This window comes from Streptomyces coacervatus, from assembly GCF_029223485.1.
GTDB lineage: Bacteria > Actinomycetota > Actinomycetes > Streptomycetales > Streptomycetaceae > Streptomyces > Streptomyces coacervatus.
In genome coordinates this window covers 215,046-234,563 of record NZ_JARHTP010000005.1, presented here as the reverse complement: position 1 = coordinate 234,563, position 19,518 = coordinate 215,046, and the positions used below count along the sequence as shown (strand labels likewise).

General features: G+C 70.8%; 18 protein-coding genes and 1 tRNA gene. 14 read left to right on the top strand and 5 right to left on the bottom strand.

Annotated features, from left to right (window positions below; translation table 11 throughout):
* Positions 1-38: 38 nt before the first annotated feature.
* The 7 genes from P2Q00_RS14800 to P2Q00_RS14770 all read left to right on the top strand — a co-directional run bounded on the left by P2Q00_RS14800 (position 39) and on the right by P2Q00_RS14770 (position 6,411).
* Positions 39-986 carry a phosphatase PAP2 family protein gene (locus P2Q00_RS14800; protein WP_275772943.1) on the top strand — a complete coding sequence of 316 codons (948 nt, stop codon included), beginning with the start codon at positions 39-41 and terminating at the stop codon, positions 984-986.
* Positions 937-2,151 (top strand): hypothetical protein, encoded by a 1,215-nt coding sequence (locus tag P2Q00_RS14795; protein WP_275772942.1) that lies wholly within the window; start codon positions 937-939, stop codon positions 2,149-2,151. The genes P2Q00_RS14800 and P2Q00_RS14795 overlap by 50 nt, the downstream gene beginning before the upstream one ends.
* A 94-nt stretch (positions 2,152-2,245) precedes the next feature.
* Entirely contained in the window at positions 2,246-3,835 is a 1,590-nt protein-coding gene (locus P2Q00_RS14790; protein ID WP_275772941.1) for an amino acid adenylation domain-containing protein, read from the top strand.
* Positions 3,832-5,169, top strand: coding sequence for an AAA domain-containing protein (locus P2Q00_RS14785; RefSeq protein ID WP_275772940.1), 1,338 nt, complete (start codon positions 3,832-3,834; stop codon positions 5,167-5,169). The genes P2Q00_RS14790 and P2Q00_RS14785 overlap by 4 nt, the downstream gene beginning before the upstream one ends.
* A gap of 97 nt (positions 5,170-5,266) precedes the next feature.
* On the top strand, positions 5,267-5,632 hold the full coding sequence (locus P2Q00_RS14780) for a DUF8844 domain-containing protein (RefSeq protein WP_275772939.1): 366 nt from the start codon (positions 5,267-5,269) through the stop codon (positions 5,630-5,632).
* 121 nt (positions 5,633-5,753) lie between these two features.
* Complete coding sequence (locus tag P2Q00_RS14775) at positions 5,754-6,347, top strand: bifunctional DNA primase/polymerase (RefSeq protein ID WP_275772938.1); 594 nt, start codon at positions 5,754-5,756, stop codon at positions 6,345-6,347.
* Positions 6,338-6,411, top strand: a tRNA-Lys gene (locus P2Q00_RS14770). The genes P2Q00_RS14775 and P2Q00_RS14770 overlap by 10 nt, the downstream gene beginning before the upstream one ends.
* Before the next feature lie 212 nt (positions 6,412-6,623).
* Here P2Q00_RS14770 and P2Q00_RS14765 read toward each other — a convergent pair.
* The gene (locus tag P2Q00_RS14765; RefSeq protein ID WP_425579621.1) at positions 6,624-7,904 is read right to left on the bottom strand and encodes a M6 family metalloprotease domain-containing protein; all 1,281 of its coding nucleotides are present in this window, start codon (positions 7,902-7,904) and stop codon (positions 6,624-6,626) included.
* Between the two features lie 336 nt (positions 7,905-8,240).
* Between P2Q00_RS14765 and P2Q00_RS14760 the strand changes: the two genes are divergently transcribed.
* The gene (locus tag P2Q00_RS14760) at positions 8,241-10,085 is read left to right on the top strand and encodes a putative bifunctional diguanylate cyclase/phosphodiesterase (RefSeq protein WP_275772936.1); all 1,845 of its coding nucleotides are present in this window, start codon (positions 8,241-8,243) and stop codon (positions 10,083-10,085) included.
* A 96-nt stretch (positions 10,086-10,181) separates the two neighbouring features.
* Here P2Q00_RS14760 and P2Q00_RS14755 read toward each other — a convergent pair whose 3' ends face one another.
* From P2Q00_RS14755 to P2Q00_RS14745, 3 genes are all read right to left on the bottom strand, one after another.
* Positions 10,182-11,270 carry an LLM class flavin-dependent oxidoreductase gene (locus P2Q00_RS14755; RefSeq protein WP_275772935.1) on the bottom strand — a complete coding sequence of 363 codons (1,089 nt, stop codon included), beginning with the start codon at positions 11,268-11,270 and terminating at the stop codon, positions 10,182-10,184.
* A gap of 169 nt (positions 11,271-11,439) precedes the next feature.
* Positions 11,440-12,171, bottom strand: coding sequence for a maleate cis-trans isomerase family protein (locus P2Q00_RS14750; RefSeq protein WP_275772934.1), 732 nt, complete (start codon positions 12,169-12,171; stop codon positions 11,440-11,442).
* A complete protein-coding gene (locus P2Q00_RS14745) occupies positions 12,168-12,965 on the bottom strand; it encodes a maleate cis-trans isomerase family protein (RefSeq protein WP_275772933.1) in 798 nt (265 codons plus the stop codon). The genes P2Q00_RS14750 and P2Q00_RS14745 overlap by 4 nt, the downstream gene beginning before the upstream one ends.
* 150 nt (positions 12,966-13,115) lie before the next feature.
* Between P2Q00_RS14745 and P2Q00_RS14740 the strand changes: the two genes are divergently transcribed.
* Complete coding sequence (locus P2Q00_RS14740) at positions 13,116-14,063, top strand: D-2-hydroxyacid dehydrogenase (protein WP_275772932.1); 948 nt, start codon at positions 13,116-13,118, stop codon at positions 14,061-14,063.
* A gap of 39 nt (positions 14,064-14,102) precedes the next feature.
* On the top strand, positions 14,103-15,524 hold the full coding sequence (locus tag P2Q00_RS14735; protein WP_275772931.1) for an amidase: 1,422 nt from the start codon (positions 14,103-14,105) through the stop codon (positions 15,522-15,524).
* A gap of 89 nt (positions 15,525-15,613) precedes the next feature.
* On the opposite strand, the gene P2Q00_RS14730 is transcribed toward P2Q00_RS14735, so the two are convergent.
* Positions 15,614-16,108, bottom strand: coding sequence for a DUF3830 family protein (locus tag P2Q00_RS14730; protein WP_275772930.1), 495 nt, complete (start codon positions 16,106-16,108; stop codon positions 15,614-15,616).
* A 323-nt stretch (positions 16,109-16,431) separates the two neighbouring features.
* Between P2Q00_RS14730 and ehuB the strand changes: the two genes are divergently transcribed.
* Genes ehuB through ehuA form a run of 4 tightly spaced genes read left to right on the top strand, consistent with a single transcriptional unit; the run spans position 16,432 to position 19,484 of the window.
* Positions 16,432-17,256, top strand: coding sequence for an ectoine/hydroxyectoine ABC transporter substrate-binding protein EhuB (gene ehuB / locus P2Q00_RS14725; protein WP_275772929.1), 825 nt, complete (start codon positions 16,432-16,434; stop codon positions 17,254-17,256).
* On the top strand, positions 17,253-18,008 hold the full coding sequence (ehuC, locus tag P2Q00_RS14720) for an ectoine/hydroxyectoine ABC transporter permease subunit EhuC (protein ID WP_275772928.1): 756 nt from the start codon (positions 17,253-17,255) through the stop codon (positions 18,006-18,008). Before ehuB ends, ehuC begins: the two co-directional genes overlap by 4 nt.
* Entirely contained in the window at positions 18,005-18,655 is a 651-nt protein-coding gene (ehuD, locus tag P2Q00_RS14715; RefSeq protein ID WP_275772927.1) for an ectoine/hydroxyectoine ABC transporter permease subunit EhuD, read from the top strand. The genes ehuC and ehuD overlap by 4 nt, the downstream gene beginning before the upstream one ends.
* 58 nt (positions 18,656-18,713) lie before the next feature.
* Positions 18,714-19,484, top strand: coding sequence for an ectoine/hydroxyectoine ABC transporter ATP-binding protein EhuA (gene ehuA / locus P2Q00_RS14710; RefSeq protein WP_275773175.1), 771 nt, complete (start codon positions 18,714-18,716; stop codon positions 19,482-19,484).
* The last annotated feature ends 34 nt before the right edge of the window (positions 19,485-19,518 follow it).

Sequence of the window (19,518 nt, the reverse complement as noted above, 5' to 3'; positions counted from 1 at the left end):
CGCCGGGCGCCGCGCGAGAAGAAGGGGGAGGCAGTCGGATGCCGAAGACCGAGACGACACCGGGCGTCGAGGCAGCAACCCCGCGGACCCGCCTGCGCTGGTGGACCGAGCTGCCGCTGATCTTGCTGGTGTACGCCTGCTACTCGGCCGGCCGCCTCCTCGCACGTGGTGACACCTCCAGCGCCGTCGACCACGGCGTGACGATCCTGAACATCGAGAAGTTCCTGCACATCAACGCCGAGCACCCGCTCAACCGGCTCTTCACGCGCGAGGCGTGGCTCGGCGTCCCGGCCGACTTCTGGTACGCGTCGCTGCACTACCTGGTCACGCCCGCGATCCTGGTCTGGCTGTTCCGATCGCGCGCCGTGCACTACCGCGCTGCCCGCACCTGGCTGATGACGTCCACCTTCTTCGGCCTGATCGGCTTCACGCTGCTCCCGACCTGTCCGCCGCGCCTGCTCTCCGCGGGCCACGGCTTCGTGGACACGATGGCCGAGTACAGCTCGTACGGCTGGTGGGGCGGCGAGGCCAGTGCCCCGCGCGGCCTCGGGGGGATGACGAACCAGTACGCGGCCATGCCGAGCCTTCATGTGGGCTGGGCGCTGTGGTGCGGGGTCATGCTGTGGCGCTACGGCAGGACGCGTACGACGAAGGTCGCCGCCGTGGCCTACCCGCTGCTGACCACGATCGTGGTCATGGGCACCGCGAACCACTACTTCCTGGACGCGGTCGCGGGTGCGGCCGTGATGGGCGTCGGGCTGTTCCTGACGCCGTACGTCATGCGGGGCGCGGACCGGATCAGGGAGCAGTTCTCCTCCGGCGCAGGGCGCTCGCAGGTCGCAGGCTCCTCAATTGTCAGTGGCGGATGCCAGACTTCCGCGGGTGAGCGAATTCCACGGCAGCGCGAGTCCCGGATCGGATCCGGAGCCGAGCCGGGTGCCTCTCCCACGGACGCGGGGGAAGGCGCTCCGGCAGCGGCTCGCTGAGCTGCGCGGTCCCGACGTACCGGCCAAGGCGCTGGACGCGCGCGCCCTGGCCGCCCTCGCCGCCAACCCGGGCTGCAAGCGGCGCGCGATCCTCGACGGCGCCGGGGTGAACAAGGCGGCGCTGGCGAGCGCGCTGGGTTCCCCGTCGGCCTTCGGGCAGTCGCAGTTCGCGTTCACGCGGGGCAATGCGTTCGAGGCGAAGGTCAAGGCGGACGGCGGCGCGGAGCTGCTGCGGCTGGTGCACGAGAAGCTGGACCGGCGCGCGGAGCCGCCCGCCGACGCGCGCGTGCCCGACCTCACTGCATCCGGCCCCGAGGGGCGTACGGCCCGTACGGCCCTGGCGCTGCGCGAGGCCACCGCCGCACCCGGCACCTGGACACTCCTCGACCACCCGATGCTCGCGCTCGATGTGGCGGGCTCGCCCGCGTTCCTGGAGCCGGACGCCGTGGTCGTGCACCCGGACGGCAGCTGGACGGTCGTGGAGATCAAGTCCTTCCCGATGCTGGACGGCAGCGCGGACCCGGCGAAGGTGGGCGCGGCGGCGCGCCAGGCGGCGGTGTACGTGCTGGCCCTGGAGCAGGTCGCCGCCCGTCTCGGCGCGGAGCCGGAGGGGCGCGCCGGTGTGGAGGGGGCGAGCGCCCGATGTCACGGCCCGGCTCCCGAGGTGCGGCACAAGGTGCTGCTGGTCTGCCCCAAGGACTTCTCCAACCTCCCCACCGCCTCGGCCGTCGACGTGCGCAAGCAGCGCGCGGTCACCGGCCGCCAGCTGGCCCGCCTGACCCGTATCGAGGACATCGCCGACACGCTCCCCGAGGGCACCTGCTTCTCCCCGGAGCTGCCCGCCGCCGAGCTGACATCCGCCGTCGAGTCGGTCCCGGCGACATACGCGCCCGAGTGTCTGTCCGCCTGCGAGCTGGCCTTCCACTGCCGTGACCGCTCCCGCGCGGCCGGTGCGGTGACCTCCCTGGGCCGCTCGGTCCGCGCCGAACTGGGTGGCCTGACGACCGTCGAGGACGTCCTGTCGGCGGCCCGGGGAGAAGCCGGGGACCCGGAGGATCCGGCGGTGGCGGCGCTGCGCAGGGCGGCGCGGCTGCGCGCGGAGGCGCTGGAGAACCGCGGGCCGCAGGCCCCGGCGGATGCCACGACGGGGAGTCCCGCATGGTGATGACGGCGTTCCCGCCCCCGCCCGTTCCGGCGCCGTCAAGCCGCGCCCGGCGCCCTCGCTCCCTGGCCCCGGCCCCCTGCCCCGAGGAGCCCCCGTGTCACTGATCACGACGCTGGCCCGGCTGGAAGCCTGTCGCACCGGCTGCGCCCAGCCCGCCGCCACCGTCCGGCACCGGCACCTGTCCGAGCGACCGCTCGTCTTCGTGCCGCTCACCACCGCGGGCGAGGCCGGCGCCCCGCTCGGCGCGCTGGTGGGCACCGACCGGGCTGCGCCGCGCCTGCTGGCCGTACCGCAACCGCGCGACCGCGACCTCAGGTTCGCATTCCTGGCCGAGCTGGCCGACGCCGTCCTGCCGTATCTCGACGCGTACGCGGACGACGTGGAGGCCGCCGAGCGCAACGAGACCGATCCGGAAACCGGCAAGCGGGTCAAGGTCGAGGTCGAACTGTGCGCGGACGCCCCGCAGCTGATCGTGCCGAGCCGCGCGGGCGTCGACTTCGTACGGCTGCTCGGCCGCTCCATGCGCTTCAGGCGTACGGCGGAACAGGACCCGGAGACCCCGTATCCCGCGCCCCCGCGCGTGCCGCTGCTCGGCCGCTGGCTGACGCACTTCGGAGAGCGCGCCCGCGTCCCCGGCTCCTCCCTCCTGCTCGCCATGACGGACGTTCTGTCCCGGCACTGGGCCACCGGCCAGTCCACCCTGGAGGACCAGCACCTGGGCGCCCTCCTCGCGTGGATCGACCCTCCGGAGGGCTCGACGGGCGCCGAGGCCGCGCTGCACGCCGAACTCACGCGGGACCCCGGAGGCCAACTGCTCTGCCCGCCCGCCGGACCGGCCACCGACCCGGCGTTCGACAACAAGCTGCTCGCCCCCGCCATCGAGCGCTACGACCGTGCGCGTACCGCCCTCGCCGCCGCCGAGGACGGTCTGGAGGCGGACGACCGGCTCGGTGAACTCACTGCCGCCGAGCGGGAGATCCGCGAGCTGGTGCTCAGCCGCACCCTGCCCACCTGGGAGAAGGTCTGGCAGGGCCTCGATCTGCTGCGGGCGCTGCCCGACGGGGCGCATGTCGAGGAGCGGTGGACGCGCGACCGCTGGTCGTTCACCGGCCACCGCGACCGGATCGTCGCGGGCGAGCCCCCGCAGCCGCGCCGTGACGACGCGGTCACCGCGGCCAACAAGCTCGCCGCGCGCGAGCGCGAACAGGCCCGGCTGGAGGCTCAGGAGGCGCTCGACGACCCGCTGGTGATGGCAGGGCGGCGGCTGTCCGGGGAGGCGTTCGCCGGAGAGGTCACTGACGTGGTGATGGCGTACAGCGAGGGCAAGCGGCCCAGCCCGCGTCCGCTGGTGACCGTGCGCACGGAGGACCGCCCGCATCTGGGCGAGCGGGCCAAGGTGTACCGCTCGCTGGGCGGCAAGCCGCAGGCGGCGGAGTTCGTGGGGCGTGACGGGGAGGATCTGCTCGTGCTGCGCGTCGTGGACAAGATGGGCCGCGGCAAGGAGCCCGAGGCCGGTTCCGTGCCCGAGAAGGGCGACCGGATCTGCTTCACGCTCTTCGAGCACGAGCAGCGGGGCGGCCCGAAACTGCCCGACCCGGAGCAGACGCCGTGGACCCACGGCGGGCCGCCGGGCGAAGCCGCTGCGGAGGCCGCCGATCCCACGACCGCCGAGGACGTCCTGTGACCGCCGTGTTCGACCCCGGTGCCCTGGCCGCCGAGGCCACCGATGCCATCCTCCGCGACACCCTGCACGGCAGCCATCGCGGCGTGGTCGTCGACTCCCCGCCCGGCGCCGGAAAGTCCACACTCGTCGTCCGGGCGGCCCTCGAACTGGCCGACGCGGGGCGCCCGTTGATGATCGTCGCCCAGACGAACGCCCAGGTCGACGACCTCGTCCTGCGCCTCGCGGAGAAGAACCCGGAGCTCCCCGTCGGCCGCCTGCACAGCAGCGACACCGACCCCTACGACAAGGCGCTCGACGACCTGCCGAACGTACGCAAGTCGGCGAAGGCGGGAGACCTGACCGGCCTCTCCGTCGTCATCTCCACGGCCGCGAAGTGGGCGCATGTGAAGGTCGACGAGCCATGGCGGCACGCGATCGTGGACGAGGCGTACCAGATGCGCTCGGACGCGCTGCTGGCCGTGGCGGGCCTGTTCGAGCGCGCACTGTTCGTGGGCGACCCGGGCCAACTGGACCCCTTCTCCATCGTCGGCAGCGAGCAGTGGGCAGGCCTGTCGTACGACCCCTCGGCCTCCGCCGTGACCACCCTCCTGGCCCACAACCCCGAACTGCCGCAGCACCGCCTGCCCGTGTCCTGGCGCCTCCCGGCCTCCGCGGCCCCGCTGGTCTCGGACGCCTTCTACCCGTTCACGCCCTTCCGCAGCGGCACGGACCACGGCGACCGCAGCCTCTCCTTCGCCGTCCCGGCGGACGGTTCCGGCCCCGACCGGGTGATCGACGAGGCGGCCGAGTCGGGCTGGGGCCTGCTGGAGCTGCCCGCCCGGCACACCCCACGCACCGACCCGGAGGCGGTGCGCGCGGTGGCGACGGTCGTACGACGGCTGCTGGACCGGGGCGGCGCCGCGACGTCGGAGCGCGCACCCGAGGAGCCACTGCCGCTGACCCCGGACCGGATCGCCGTCGGCACGGCCCACCGCGACCAGGCGGCGGCCGTCCGCGCGGCCCTCGCGGAGCTGGGCGTCACGGACGTCACCGTCGATACGGCGAACCGCCTGCAGGGCCGCGAATACGACGTCACGGTGGTCCTCCACCCCCTCTCGGGCCGCCCCGACGCCACCGCCTTCCACCTGGAAACGGGCCGCCTGTGCGTCCTCACCTCCCGCCACCGCCACGCATGCGTCGTGGTCTGCCGGGCAGGGGTGAGCGACCTCCTGGACGACTACCCGTCGACGGAGCCGGTGCAGCTGGGGACGCTGGTGAAGTTCCCGGACGGGTGGGAGGCGAACCATGCGGTGCTGGCGCGGCTCGGGGAACATCGCGTGCCGTTCCGACCTTGAGAAACCTGGCGTCCCAGACCCACTTGCGTGGCCGCGGGACAATGGACGGTGGCCCGGTCGCATACGGGTCGACCGCGACGTACGAGGAGGAGAAGACATGGCGGAGCCCACGCCGCGTCGGAACGAACCGCGGCTACGCCCCGCGCCCCTGCTCTTCGAGCCCGCGGAGGCGGCCTCCGACCCTGAGCACTTCTTCGACCTGGAGTCGATCGACGACCCGCGGGCGCTGCTGGCCCGCGCGACGGAGCTGGCGCAGGCGTTCCGCGCCGCCGCGGACCGGGCGGTGGAGTTCCAGGCGATGGCGGCCGCACAGCTGGCGGACCCCCGGCGGTTCGACCGGCTGACACCGGCGGACGTCGCGGAACGCGCCGAGTGGACCGAGGACTATGCCAAGAAGATGATCGAGTTCGGGCGGGACCTGATGAGCGGGGCCGAAGGGCGGGGCTCCGCGGACCCGGTGTGAACACGGATCACTTCGCTTTGGCATATGCCAGGCGGGCAAGATACTCCTTCCCGCTCCCACCTGTCCCGGTTTCCGGCAACTCTCAGGAACGGTGCGTTCACAGCCGGTAGATCTGGATGTCATGAGCAGCGAACGCACCGATCCGTTCCCCGACCGCTTCGACGTCAGCGGGGTCACCGCGGACGGAGCCGCCTGGCTCGCCTCGGCAGGAACGTATCCGCGAAGCACCCTCGCCCTCTGGCGGGAGCGCGCCGACGCCCCGGTGGTGCTCCCGTGCGGCTCCGCCTTCGACGTCGTCAGCGCGCCCGCGGTCTTCGCGCGCCGGATGGTCGACCGGCTGTGGGACGAGGGGCCGGGTTCGGGCCCGGTGGCCGCCTTCCGGGGCCGGATACTGCTGTTCGCCGCACCCGGCACGGCTCAGCGGCTGCCCTCACTGCTGCGCTGGGAGGAATTCGGCCGTACGGGCGCGATCCCGCCACTGCTGTGTCACGGCAACGGCGACGCGGTGACCGTCCCCGCCCTGCTCGCGACCGCCCCTCCGACCTCCTGCGACTCCCGCTGGCTGGTCGCCCCGGACACCCGTCACCCCTGGCTGCCGGGCCCGGAAATCCTGCTGTGGGCGGCCGTGCGGGCGGCCCGTGCGGCGGTGCGCATATCGATTTTTCCTCCCGCCGATCAGGATGCTAAGGTCTACGACGTCAGCAGGCGCCGCTAGCTCAGTTGGTTAGAGCAGCTGACTCTTAATCAGCGGGTCCGGGGTTCGAGTCCCTGGCGGCGCACGTTGTCGATGGCGAGGCAGGTTCGCGGAAAGCGCGAACCGACCTCGCCATCGTTGTTTTTGCGCGGCTTCGCCGCGCGTTGTGGGGGCTTCGCCACCCACACCCCCATGACCGGCGGGTGCTGTGGCCGCAGGCCCAAGAGGTGACCGGCGGCCACCGTCCCCGCCGACCCGAGAAGCGACCGGCGCCGCTGTTGCCGCACGGCGAAGAAGTCACCCGGCGGCCGTGATCTTCACCGTCCACGCCCCCGAGACCGTCCGCCCCTCCACCTGCACCCGGATCCCCTCACCCGGCACCGTGAAGGTCTCGCCGAGGGCGATCGGGGCGTCCGCGAGGGGTGGGTAGACGGAGTTCTCCCAGCAGGCCTCCGTGTGGGGGTGGGCGTCGATGACCTCGATCGGGCCGCCGCCGGACTGGGCGCCGCCGCGCACCCGGTACACGAGGATCCCCGACCGGCAGGCTCCCGCGTCGTTGCCGACCGGTCCGCGCGCCTCGAAGGCGAGCACACTGTCCGGACCGGTCCGCACCACCGCGAGCTTCGCGCCGCGCCCGAGCCCGAAGGCCGGCGGGCCCGCCGCACCAGTGACCGCACCCCCCGGCCCTGCACCCAGCGGCTCCAGCGTCAGCCGCGTGACGCCCGCCTCGCGCACGCACACCACCTGCCGCGGCGCCAGCCACCCCAGCTTCCACTTGTGCCAGCCGAACAGATCGGGGGCGAGACCGAACTGGCTGCCCATCAGGTCCCAGTCCCCGACGTAGGTGTCCCAGTCGCCCTTGCCGTCGTCGGGCCGGTGGTACAGATCCGGCAGATCGAAGACGTGTCCGGTCTCATGGGCCAGCACCAGCCGGTCCGGCGGATGCTTCTCGAACACCGTGACGACGCGGCGGATGTCGGTGCCGTCCGCCCGCAGCGGGGTGTCCAGGTTGACGACCTTCGTCGCGTCCGAGTCCACACCGGGCGCGTCCGGGTCGGCGACGAAGTAGACGACGTCATACCGGGAGAAATCGACCTGTGGGTCGGCGGCGGCGAGCGCGTCATGCAGGTAGGCGGCCCGGTGCTCGGCGCTCCAGTCCCGCTTTATGGCGTACGTCGTGGACGGCTTCGGCATCCGGATCCAGTGCCGCAGTGGATGCGGATGGAGGGTGAACCGGCCGTAGGAGGCGCGTTCGAAGAAGCGGCTGGTGGCCGGGAAGTGGTCGGCGGTCAGCTGGGCGGGCGTGGTCCGCGGGACGGCGTCCGGGAAGGACAGGAAGACCATCACGGCGTTCAGCGTGCGGGTCGGCCGCGGATATGCGGTGTTCCAGGTGTCGAGGCCTTCCGAGTGATGGACGTCGGTGCGCTGCAGCGCACACGGCACCGCCGAGAACGGTTCGGCGATCGACGGACCGGTCACCAGCGAGGTCGCGGCGAGCGCCGACAGAGTAGTGAACACGGCGGCGGTACTGCGCAGTCGGGAACCCCTGAATTCCTTGAGGGGAGACTGACGCAGCACAGGGACCTCCGGGAGCGGTACTCGGGACACCGCACCCAGCCTGTGTCAGTTTGTCGTACTACGTCCTGTTCGCCTGCCCCAGATGAGTGAGACGGCCGGGAGACCTGTTCAGAGCCGATACGAGAGCTGTCAGAGCCGACACCCCCGAAACGCTCACGGAACGTCACAAGTGGTCGGGGGCCCCAAGAACCCGTCCAGCTGCGGGCAGAAACGATCTGTCAGAAGTGCCGCTCGATCCGGGACACTGGACGTGGGGTGGAAGGCCCTTGGGTCTGCCTCTATGATCGGCACACTTTCCTGCACGGACAGAGATCGAGTGCACTGCGGGAGCGAGCGGTGAGCGGAACGTCCGAAGGGCCGGCGCCCGCGGCAGACCTCGACCGGGGCGCCGTAACAGAGAGTAACAACTATGCGTCTCCTGGTACCGAGCCGCTGACGACTCGAACGGAGCCGCCTGCGTACCACTCGGTCTTCACGGCTGCCCCGCTCGCCATGGCGGTCGTCGACCGCGAGGGTCTGGTGGTCGGCGCCAACGACGGGTTCGGCGCCCTGTTCGGCAGCCCCACCGGCGAGTTGACCGGCCGTATCGCAGCCGACCTGGTGGACCTGGCGTCCGACGCGCGGAACTGGCACGCCTACTGCGAGATGCTGCGCGGCCGTGAGGCCCTGCTGCGCTGCACGCGCAGGCTGAAGCATCCCGACGGACAGTCGGTGTGGGTGCAGGTCACCGTCACACCCCTCGGTCAGGACGGCTGCCTGCTGATGTCCCTCAGCGACATCAGCGCCCACCGTGAACTCCAGGGGCGGCTGCGGCACTTGGAGATGCACGACCCGGTGACCCGGCTGCCCAACCGCACCCTGTTCTTCGAGCGGTTGACGGCCGCGCTGGAGGCGGAGTCGTACGCGGAGAGCGGGACCGGACGGATCGGGCTGTGCTACCTCGACCTGGACGGCTTCAAGGCCGTCAACGACACGCTGGGCCATCGCGTCGGCGACCGGTTGCTGGCCGCCGTCGCCGAACGCCTCACGCGCTGCGCCGACGAGGCGGGTTACGCGAGAGCGAGCGCCCCGCTGGTGGCGAGACTGGGCGGCGACGAGTTCGCCCTGCTGGTGGAGGACTCGACGGGCACGGAGCAGGTCGCCGATCTGGCGGAGTCGGTGCTGACGGCGGTCCAGGCGCCGTTCGACCTCGCCGGTCAGCGGGTGTCGGTGTCGGCGTCCATCGGCGTGGTGGAGCGGCGTGCGACGGACACCACCCCCACCGCCCTGATGCAGGCGGCCGACACCACCCTCTACTGGGCGAAGGCCGACGGAAAGGCCCGCTGGACGCTCTTCGACCCGGAGCGCAACGCCCACCGCATGACCCGCCAGGCCCTGGCCTCCACCCTCCGCCCCGCCATCGAACGCGGTGAATTCGTCCTCGAATACCAGCCGTTGGTGGGCATGGAGGACGGCCGGCTGCGCGGTGTGGAGGCCCTGGTCCGCTGGAACCACCCCCAGTTCGGTGTGCTGACGCCGAATCGGTTCATCGGATTGGCGGAGGAGGACGGCTCGATCGTGCAGCTGGGCCGCTGGGTCCTGCGCACGGCCTGCCGCCAGGCGCGGCAGTGGCAGTTGGACCACCCGGACGAGCCGCCGCTGTTCGTGAGCGTCAATGTGGCGGTGCGCCAGGTCTGGGACTCGGATCTGGTCGCCGATGTGGCCGAGACCCTCGCCGAGACGGGCCTCGCGCCCCATCTGCTCCAGCTGGAACTCACGGAGTCGGCGGTGATGGGCTCGGCGGGCCGCCCGCTGCAGGCCCTCCAGGCCCTCAGCGGCATGGGCGTCGGCATCGCGATCGACGACTTCGGCACGGGCTACTCGAACCTGGCGTACCTCAGCCGGCTGCCGGTGTCGGTCCTGAAGCTGGACGGCTCCTTCGTACGGGGCTTCCAGTACGAGGGCGACAAGGAAGGGGCCGTCGCGCCGAACCCGGCGGACGAGGTCGTCGTCGAGGCGATGATCCAGCTCGCCCACCGCCTCGGCCTGACGGTCACCGCGGAGTGCGTGGAGACGTCGGCGCAGGCGACCCGGCTGCGGCGGATCGGCTGCGACACCGGCCAGGGGTGGCTGTACTCACGGCCGGTGTCGCCGACTCGTATCGCCGAGCTGCTGAGTGCTCCGCTGGAAGCGCGGCGATAACTGCGGGCCGGTGGGGGCTGGTCGCGCCCACGCGGCGGAGCCGCCATCGATACAGCCCGCGCCCCTTAGGGGCGCGCCCGCCGCACCCGTCGGCGATCAGGCGGTCGTCAACCCGTAGGCGTCCGCGATGAGTTCGTACGAGCGCAGGCGTACGTCCCCGCTGTGGGCGTTGCCCGTGATCATCAACTCGTCGGCGCCGGTGCGCTTCTGGAGGTCGTCGAGGCCGGTGCGGACCTGGTCCGCGGTGCCGTGGATGACGTTGGAGTTCCAGGAGTCGACGAACTCCCGCTCCATCGGGCTGAATTCGTAGGCCTCGGCCTCCTCGGGGGTGGGGACGAGGCCGGGGCGGCCGGTGCGCAGGCGGACCATGTTGAGGGCGGCGGCGAGGACCTGGCGGCGCGCTTCCCGCTCGTCATCCGTGGCGAGGGCGGAGACGCCGATGAGGGCGTACGGGGCGTCGAGGACCTCACTCGGCCGGAAGGACTCGCGGTACAGGTCCAGCGCCGGGATCGTGTTCTGCGCGGAGAAGTGGTGCGCGAAGGCGAAGGGCAGGCCGAGGACGCCGGCCAGGCGGGCGCTGAAGCCGGAGGAGCCGAGCAGCCAGACGGGCGGGCGGTGCGGGGACTGGACGCCGCCGGGCGAGGTCGCCTGGACCGGGCCGGGGACGGCGTGGATACGGCGGTAGGGGTGGCCGTCCGGGAAGTCGTCGTCCAGGAAGCGGGTGAGCTCGGCGAGTTGCTCGGGGAAGTCGTCGGCGCCCTCGTTGAGACGGTCGGTGCGGCGCAGGGCTGCTGCCGTCGCGCCGTCCGTGCCCGGCGCGCGCCCGAGGCCGAGGTCGACCCGTCCCGGCGCCATCGCCTCCAGCGTGCCGAACTGCTCGGCGATGACGAGCGGCGCGTGGTTGGGGAGCATGACGCCACCGGAGCCGAGCCGGATGCGGTCGGTGTGGGCGGCGAGGTGGGCGAGGATCACGGCGGGGGACGAGGAGGCGACACCCGGCATGGAGTGGTGCTCGGCGACCCAGTACCGGTGGAACCCGCGGTTCTCTGCGAGGCGGGACAGTTCGACGCTGGTGCGCAGGGCGTCGGTGGCGGTGCGGCCGGCTCCGACGGTGACCAGGTCCAGTACGGAGAGGGGTACGGGGGCGGTGCCCTGTGCGGTGCCCCGGATCTCGTCTGCCGTCACGTGTTGCCTCCGTCGGTTTCGCCGTGTGCGTGGTCCATCCGGCGCTAACAGGAGGCACTCTCCGCTTTATTCCCCGGGGCTCCGCCCCCAGACCCCCGTCGGCCCTTGAGGGGCCTCGTCCTCAAACGCCGGACGGGCTGAAAAACCAAGCCCCGGCCGGCGACAAAGATCAGACCTGCACGATCGGCTCCCGGGTGAACAGCGAACCCAACATGGGAGCGTTCACCCGCCGGTCCGCCAGCCGCAGCGCCTCCCACACCGTGACCTGGTTGGCCGTGAGCACCGGCTTGCCCAGCTCCTTCTCCAAGGCTGGGATGTGGGCAGCGGTGTGCAGCGCCGTGTCCGGCAGGAGCAGTGCGTCCACGTCTTCCCGATCCGCATCCCGCGCCAGCAGAAACACCTCCGCCTCCCCCCACGTCCCGACCTCCGCCGCCGTGATGATCCCGGCCCCGCGGACGGACGTCACCTCCGCACCACCCGCCCGCAGAAACTCCGCGAAGAGCCCGGCCACATCCTCGGGATACGTCGCACCGACCGCCACCCGCCGCGCCCCCACCTCCTGCAGCGCATGCACGAAGGCGAAGGACGTCGACGAAGCCGGCATCCCCGCCGCGCGGGCAAGGGCGCGCACCTGCTCCTGGGCGCCCTCCCAGCCGTAGACGAAACTGCCGCTGGTGCACGCCCACACCACCGACTCGGCTCCCCCCATGCGCAGGCCCTCGACCCCTGCCGCGAGCCGCTCGGCCGAGCCCATCTCCCGCAGCGCGTCCACCCGGTGCGCGTCCTCGCCGATGTCGGTGTGGACGACGTCGAGGCGGATGTCGCTGCCGAGAAGTTGCTCGATGCGTGGGTATTCGTCCTCGGCGGAGTGGCCGGGGTAGAGGAATCCGAGTGCCGTCATGACCTGCCTTCCTGCTGCTGTTCACCGTCCGGGAGCTGTGGCAGTACGGGGCCGGAGCGCGCCGCCGGATCGATCAGCGCCTGATACGGCCCCACCGCCCGGGTACCCAGTCGGGACAGCGCAGCCCACATCGTCACCTGGTTGGCCGAGATCACCGGGATGCGCAGCTCGGCCTCCAGCTGCGGGATGACGTCGTAGGTGGGGAGGTTGGTGCAGCTGATGAACAGGACGTCGGGGGAGCGTCGTACCGCCTTGTGGGCCATGGCGACCACATCGCGGTACGGGACCTTCCAGATGTGCCGGGTCAGGCCCATGTACGCGCAGCCGGTGACCTCGACGCCCGCCTCGGCGACGTACTCCTGCAGCGCGCGCGTCACCGACACGGTGTACGGCGTCACGAGGGCCACCCGGCGCGCGCCGAGCGCCGCCAGTGCCTCCAGCAGGGCGCCCGAGGTGGTGATCGAGGGGACCTCGCCGGCCCGGGTCATCGCCGCGCACATCGCGCGCTCCCCGGCGATTCCGCCGACGAAGCTGCCCGAGGTGCAGGCGTAGGCGACGACCTCGGGGGTGATCGCGGTCAGGGTGCGGACCGCGTCGTCCAGCGTCTCGTGCTCGCTGACCAGGCGGGCCAGGTCGAGGCTCACCTCGACCGGTACGTACGGCGTCCGCGTCAGATGCAGCGAGACATCGTCCGGGACCCAGCGCCACAGCTCACGGTCCAGGGCGAAGTCGAAAGGGGCGACCACACCCACGCCGCGCTGAGGGCGAGGTCCACCGAGAAAGGAAACGTCCATGGTGCCCATGGCAACCACCGCCTCACCGTAAGAAACAGCGGAGCAACGGACCCCCCACAGCGCCCGTGTTGACGAAGGTAGGTTCGGGTGCGAGCGTGGTCAAACCTCCCATGTCAGACGGCCGCAACCGCCCCCAGAAACGGCTTTCGCATGACCACCCGCACCCTGCTCGTCCTGGACGCCGAACCCCTCCCCCGCCTCGGCAGACTCACCGGTCGCGCCCGTATCGAGCACGCCGACGAGTCGACCCTCGCCGAGCGGCTGCCGTATGCCGATGTGCTCCTGGTCTGGGACTTCACGTCCCGGGCGGTGCGTGCCGCCTGGCCGGGCGAGGGTCCGCGGCCGCGTTGGGTGCACACGGCGAGCGCGGGCGTGGACCATTTGATGTGTCCGGAACTCGCCGCTTCCGACACGGTGGTCACCAACGCGCGCGGCGTCTTCGACCAGCCCATCGCCGAGTATGTCGCCGCGCTCGTCCTCACCATGGCCAAGGACCTGCCGAGGACCTGGGAGCTGCAGCGGGAGCGGACCTGGCGGCACCGCGAGACGCAGCGGGTCGCGGGCACGCGCGCGTGCATCGTGGGATCCGGGCCCATCGGCCGTACGATCGCCCGCACGCTCAAGGCGCTGGACATCACCACGGCCCTGGTCGGCCGCACCCCGCACACCGGCATCTACGGCCCCGACGAGCTCGACCGGCTGATCGCCCGCGCCGACTGGGTGATCGCGGCCGCCCCGCTCACCGAGCAGACGCACGGCATGTTCGACGCGCGCCGTTTCGGCGTGATGCAGCCCTCCGCCCGCTTCATCAACATCGGGCGGGGCGGTCTGGTCGTGGAGGACGCGCTTGCGGCGGCACTCGCCAAGCGCTGGATCGCGGGCGCCGCGCTGGACGTCTTCGAGCACGAACCCCTCACCCCCGACAGCCCGTTGTGGCAGGCCCCGGGCCTGATCGTGTCCCCGCACATGAGTGGCGACACGGTCGGTTGGCGCGATCAACTCGGTAGCCAGTTCGTGGAGTTGTACGAGCGCTGGGAGGCGGGCAGACCCCTGTTGAACGTGGTGGACAAGAAACGCGGGTACGTACCAGGACGCTGAACGACCGCAGCACGCTCACCGCCGAGCGATGGAGGGCAGATGACGGACTTCGACCCCGGCCCCGGCCTCACCGAGTTGACCGCCGTACGACTCGTCGAGGGTTACCGCAAGGGCGAGTTCAGTCCGGAGGAGGTCACGCGGGCCGTGCTGGAACGGGCCGAGCAGATCCAGCCGGAGGTGAACGCGTTCGTACGCCTGCTCGCCGACGAGGCCCTGGCACAGGCCCGGGAGTCGACGGAGCGCTGGCGGCGCGGTGAGCCGAAAGGCCTGGTGGACGGGGTCCCGACGACGGTGAAGGACATCCTGCTGCTGCGCGGCACCCCCACCCTGAAGGGCTCCAAAACCATCTCGGCGCAGGGCAGTTGGAACGAGGACGCCCCCTCCGTGGCCCGCCTGCGCGAGCACGGCGCGGTGTTCATCGGCAAGACCACGACACCGGAGTTCGGCTGGAAGGGTGTGACGGACTCACCGCAGTCGGGGGTCACGCGCAATCCGTACGACCCCACCCGCACCGCCGGCGGTTCGAGCGGCGGCGCGGCAGCGGCCGTGGCGCTCGGCGCGGGCCCCCTGGCCCTGGGCACGGACGGCGGCGGCAGCGTCCGTATCCCGGCGTCCTTCTGCGGCATCTTCGCCCTGAAACCGACGTACGGCCGTGTCCCCCTCTACCCGGCGAGCGCCTTCGGCACCCTGTCCCATGTGGGCCCGATGACCCGGGACGCGGCGGACGCGGCGCTGCTCCTGGACGTGATCGGGGCACCGGACCACCGCGACTGGTCGGCGCTGCCCACCGCGCCCTGCCCCTTCGCCGCCGCACTGCCGGGCGGCGTGAAGGGCCTGCGGGTCGCCTACTCGCCGTCTCTCGGCGGCCAGGTGGCGGTGCAGCCCCCGGTCGCCGCGGCGGTGCGGCGGGCGGTGGAGCGGCTGGCGGAACTCGGCGCGTACGTCACCGAGACCGACCCCGACTTCACCGACCCGGTGGACGCCTTCCACACCCTGTGGTTCTCGGGGGCGGCCCGGGTCACCCGGCAACTCGGGCCGCACCAGCGGGAGTTGCTCGATCCAGGGCTACGGGAGATCTGCGCAACCGGCGCCCGCCTCTCCGCCCTCGACTACCTCGCCGCGGTGGACGTCCGCATGGAACTCGGCCGCCGCATGGGCCGCTTCCACGAGTCCTACGACCTCCTCGTCACACCGACGCTGCCGATCACGGCGTTCGAGGCGGGAGCGGAGGTGCCGAAGGGGTCGGGGCACCGGCGGTGGACTGGGTGGACTCCGTTCACGTACCCGTTCAACATGACGCAGCAGCCGGCAGCGACCGTTCCGGTCGGGGTCGATGGGAATGGTCTGCCGATCGGGATGCAGGTGGTGGGGGCGCGGCATCGGGACGATCTGGTGCTGCGGGCGGGGCATGCGCTGTACGAGGCCGGGGTTGCCGGTACAGCGCCGAAGGTGACCAAGTAGGTCACGTCCCGGGGTACTTCGACAGCGGCAGCGGCGCCGACTTTCAGCTACAGCCTTCGGCGGTGACTCTTCACCGACGATTCAGCCCTTCACGCCCGCCGAAACCGAAGCGTCTCCCCCGCCGCCCCCGACCGCCACAAGTCGTTGCAGGCCTCGGCCATCGCGTCGAGGCCCTCGACCACCTGGCCCCAGACGATGCCCGGGACCCAGCCCACGTCCCCGTTGAGCAGCAGGTTGTTGCGCTCGTAGAAGAGGGCGAGGTCGACGACCGTGGTGCCGGGCCGTACGTCGGTGTCGTAGCCGTAGGCCTTGGTGCCCAGCTCCGTGCCGGCGAAGGAGAAGTAGCAGAGGTCGCCGGGGATGGGCGTGACCGTCGGGTTCTCCAGGGGCGGCTCCCGGTCGGCGAACGGCGGGAAGAGCGCGTAGATCTCATTGCGTGCGTATTTGGCGTGGTAGACGTCGCCACTCAGCGGAAGGGCGTCCCACACCGCAGCGCAGGTGTGCGGCGCGCGCTCGTCGAGGAGCTTCGCCGTGCAGTGGACGCCCCGCTTGACCAGCGAGACTTCGATGTGACGGTCAGCCATGTGCCCTCCTGTGGAACTGCTTTCAGCCATGTATGCCGCGCCCCCACCCACAAGACTCTTGGTGCCCGCACAGGAGGACGCCACGCGTGACCTCTGGTGACAAAGCCGCACAAGTACGGCTGGGACCTGCAAGAACATGCCGAAGGGCAGGCTGACACTGACACGGCATACGTGCAATCGGTCTGGGTAGACGCGCGCCCATGGCTCCACCACAGGGCAAGAACTCAGGAAGCGACACAAGAAACGACACAAGAAGCGACGCAAAAGGCATACGGCGCCGCTCGCTGCTCGCGGGGGTAGCGGCGCTCGGCGCGGTGGGCACGATGGGCGCCACGAGCGCATGCAGCAGGGTGGCGACGGCCGACACCGGCGACGGCGGGCAGCTACTGGATCAACTGCGGGCGAAAGGCGTGGTCCGGCTGGGCCTGGCGGGCGAACAGCCCTTCGGTTACATCGGCAAGGACGGGAAGATGACGGGCGAGGCGCCGGCCGTCGCCGAGCGCATTTTCAAGCGACTCGGGGTCGACCACGTAGAGCCGTTCGCGACCGAATTCGGCTCGCTCATCACCGGCCTGAATTCCCTTCAGTTCGACTGCGTTGCGGCCGGCATGTACATCACTCCGGAGCGCTGCGGTCAGGTAATTTTCGCCGACCCCGAATACCAGATGCTCGATTCCTTCATCGTGCCGAAGGGAAATCCGAAGAACCTCCGCACGTACAAGGACATCGCCAGGACCGGCGCCAGGATGGCCACCGGCCTCGGCTACGCGGAGATCGACTACGCCAAGGAGGCCGGGGTCGAGCACATCACGACCCTGCCCGACCAGCTGGCCGGCCTCCTCGCGGTCGAGCAGGGCCGTGTCGATGTCTTCGTCGGCACGGCGGTCACCGTCCGCAATGTCGTACAGGAGACCAACTCCACGAAGGCGGAGGGCACACCGGAAGTCACGCCGTACATGAAGGGAAAGCCGGTCATCGACGTTGGCGCCTTCGCCTTCCGCAGCCCGGAGACCCATCTCCGTGATGCCTACAACCGCGAGCTGCACAAGATGAAGCGGAGCGGCGAACTCCTGGAGATCATGCGGCCCTTCGGATTCACGAAGGACCAGATGACGACCATCACCGCCAAGGAGAAGTGCAAGCCATGAGCGAAATCAGCTGGGGTTTGTGGAAACTCCTCCTCAACGGTATATGGATCACCGTCCAGCTCACCGTCTACAGCGCCGCGCTCGCCGCCGTGGTGGCCTTTGTCATCGGCCTGGCGCGCACCCACCGACTGTGGATCGTGCGCTTCCTCTCCGGCGCGTACTTCGAGATCTTCCGCGGCACCTCCGCGCTGATCCTGATGTTCTGGATCTTCTTCGTGCTGCCGATCGGCTTCGGCTGGCAGCTGGTCCCGATGTGGGCCGCCGTGCTGGCCCTGGGCCTGAGTTACGGCGCATACGGCTCGGAGGTCGTACGCGGCGCCGTCAAAGCGGTGGCGCCGGCCCAGCGCGAGGCAGGCGTCGCGCTCGGCTTCAGCCCCGCCCAGCAACTGCGCAAGATCATCCTGCCGCAGGCCTGGCCGGGGATGGTCCCGCCGTTCAACAACCTGCTCATCGAGATGCTCAAGGGCAGCGCCCTGGTCTCGATCATGGGCGTCGGCGACATCACCTTCGGCGCCTCACTGGTGCGCAACGCCACCGGTCAGAGCGCGCCCGTCTACACGATCATCCTCGTCATGTACTTCGTGCTGGCGTTCATCCTCACCCGCGGCATGCGCGTCGTGGAGCGGCACGCCAAGGCCGGCATCGGCCAGGCCCCGCAGCAGCGCGAGGGCCTGCGGGCCCGGATGACCGGCAGCAGGCTGAACGACTTCGCGCGCTCGGGCGCGACTCCCGGCGGAGGTGCTGCCCAGTGAAGTGGGACTGGAACGCGGTCGGCGACTTCATGCCGATGTTCTGGCACGGCCTGCTGATCACCCTTGAGGCACTGGCGCTCGGCGCCGTGCTCGCCTTCGCCCTCGGCCTGGTGTGGGCCATGATGCAGCGCTCGGAGCACGCCGCGGTGCGCTGGCCGGTGATGGCGGTCACCGAGTTCGTACGGAACACCCCGCTGCTGGTGCAGCTGTTCTTCCTCTTCTATGTGCTGCCCGAGTGGGGGCTCACGCTCTCGGCGCTCACCACCGGCGTGATCGGCCTGGGCCTGCACTACTCGACGTACACCGCGGAGGTGTACCGCGCCGGCATCGACGGCGTACCCGCGGGCCAGTGGGAGGCGGCCACGGCGCTCAACCTGCCCCGCACACGCACGTGGTTCGCGGTGATCCTGCCGCAGGCGATCAGGCGCGTCGTACCGGCACTGGGCAACTACGTCGTCGCGATGCTCAAGGACACGCCGATGATCTTCGTGATCGGCGTGCTGGAGATGCTGGGCGAGGCGCGGCAGTACTCCGCCCAGACGTTCCACACGGTCGAGCCCATCACGATCGTCGGCATCGCCTTCATCGTCATCGCCTACCCTGCGTCCCTTCTCCTGCGAGTCCTGGAGCGTCGTCTTGTCCGCTGACAACAGCCTCTCGAAAGAAAGTCCCGCCAACGACTCGAAGGAAACGGCCAATCCCGCGGTGGACGGCAGCGAGCTGATCCGCTTCGACAAGGTCACCAAGCGCTTCGGGGCCAACACCGTCCTCGATTCCCTGGACTTCACCGTCTCGTCCGGCAAGCACGTCACGCTGATCGGCCCGTCCGGATCGGGCAAGACCACGATCCTGCGGCTGCTGATGACCCTGACGACGCCCGACGAGGGCTCCATCAGGGTCGGCGGCGATTACCTCACGCACGAGGAGCGCAACGGCGGGCTCGTCCCGGCCGGCGAGAAGCACGTCCGTGAGGTGCGCAAGAACATCGGCATGGTGTTCCAGCAGTTCAACCTGTTCCCCAACATGAAGGTCATGCGGAACATCACCGAAGCCCCGGTGCATGTCCTCGGCCTGTCCAAGGACGAGGCCGAGGAGCGGGCGCGCGAGCTGCTCGACCTGGTCGATCTGACCGAACACGCGGACAAGTACCCGACCCAGCTCTCCGGCGGCCAGCAGCAGCGCGTCGCCATCGCCCGCGCCCTCGCCATGCGCCCCCAGGTGCTCCTGCTAGACGAGGTCACCTCCGCGCTCGACCCCGAGCTGGTGGCCGGGGTGCTGGACGTGCTGCGCGACATCGCGCACACGACGGACATCACGATGCTCTGCGTCACCCACGAGATGAACTTCGCCCGGGACATTTCCGACGAGGTCCTCATGTTCGACGCGGGCCGGGTGATCGAGTCCGGTTCGCCGCAGAAGATATTCACCGAGCCGGACCACGAGCGCACTCGGCAATTCCTGAGCGCGGTTCTGTAACTGATCTGCCCGGGAAGAAGCTCCCACAGCAGGT

Excerpts from the sequence above, each read along its gene's own strand:
- P2Q00_RS14740 (WP_275772932.1), top strand. The coding sequence starts at position 13,116 with ATGACCACCCGCACCCTGCTCGTCCTGGACGCCGAACCCCTCCCCCGC.
- P2Q00_RS14800 (WP_275772943.1), top strand. The coding sequence starts at position 39 with ATGCCGAAGACCGAGACGACACCGGGCGTCGAGGCAGCAACCCCGCGG.
- P2Q00_RS14745 (WP_275772933.1), bottom strand. The coding sequence starts at position 12,965 with ATGGACGTTTCCTTTCTCGGTGGACCTCGCCCTCAGCGCGGCGTGGGT.
- ehuC (WP_275772928.1), top strand. The coding sequence starts at position 17,253 with ATGAGCGAAATCAGCTGGGGTTTGTGGAAACTCCTCCTCAACGGTATA.
- P2Q00_RS14735 (WP_275772931.1), top strand. The coding sequence starts at position 14,103 with ATGACGGACTTCGACCCCGGCCCCGGCCTCACCGAGTTGACCGCCGTA.
- P2Q00_RS14775 (WP_275772938.1), top strand. The coding sequence starts at position 5,754 with ATGAGCAGCGAACGCACCGATCCGTTCCCCGACCGCTTCGACGTCAGC.
- P2Q00_RS14730 (WP_275772930.1), bottom strand. The coding sequence starts at position 16,108 with ATGGCTGACCGTCACATCGAAGTCTCGCTGGTCAAGCGGGGCGTCCAC.
- P2Q00_RS14780 (WP_275772939.1), top strand. The coding sequence starts at position 5,267 with ATGGCGGAGCCCACGCCGCGTCGGAACGAACCGCGGCTACGCCCCGCG.
- ehuB (WP_275772929.1), top strand. The coding sequence starts at position 16,432 with ATGGGCGCCACGAGCGCATGCAGCAGGGTGGCGACGGCCGACACCGGC.
- P2Q00_RS14750 (WP_275772934.1), bottom strand. The coding sequence starts at position 12,171 with ATGACGGCACTCGGATTCCTCTACCCCGGCCACTCCGCCGAGGACGAA.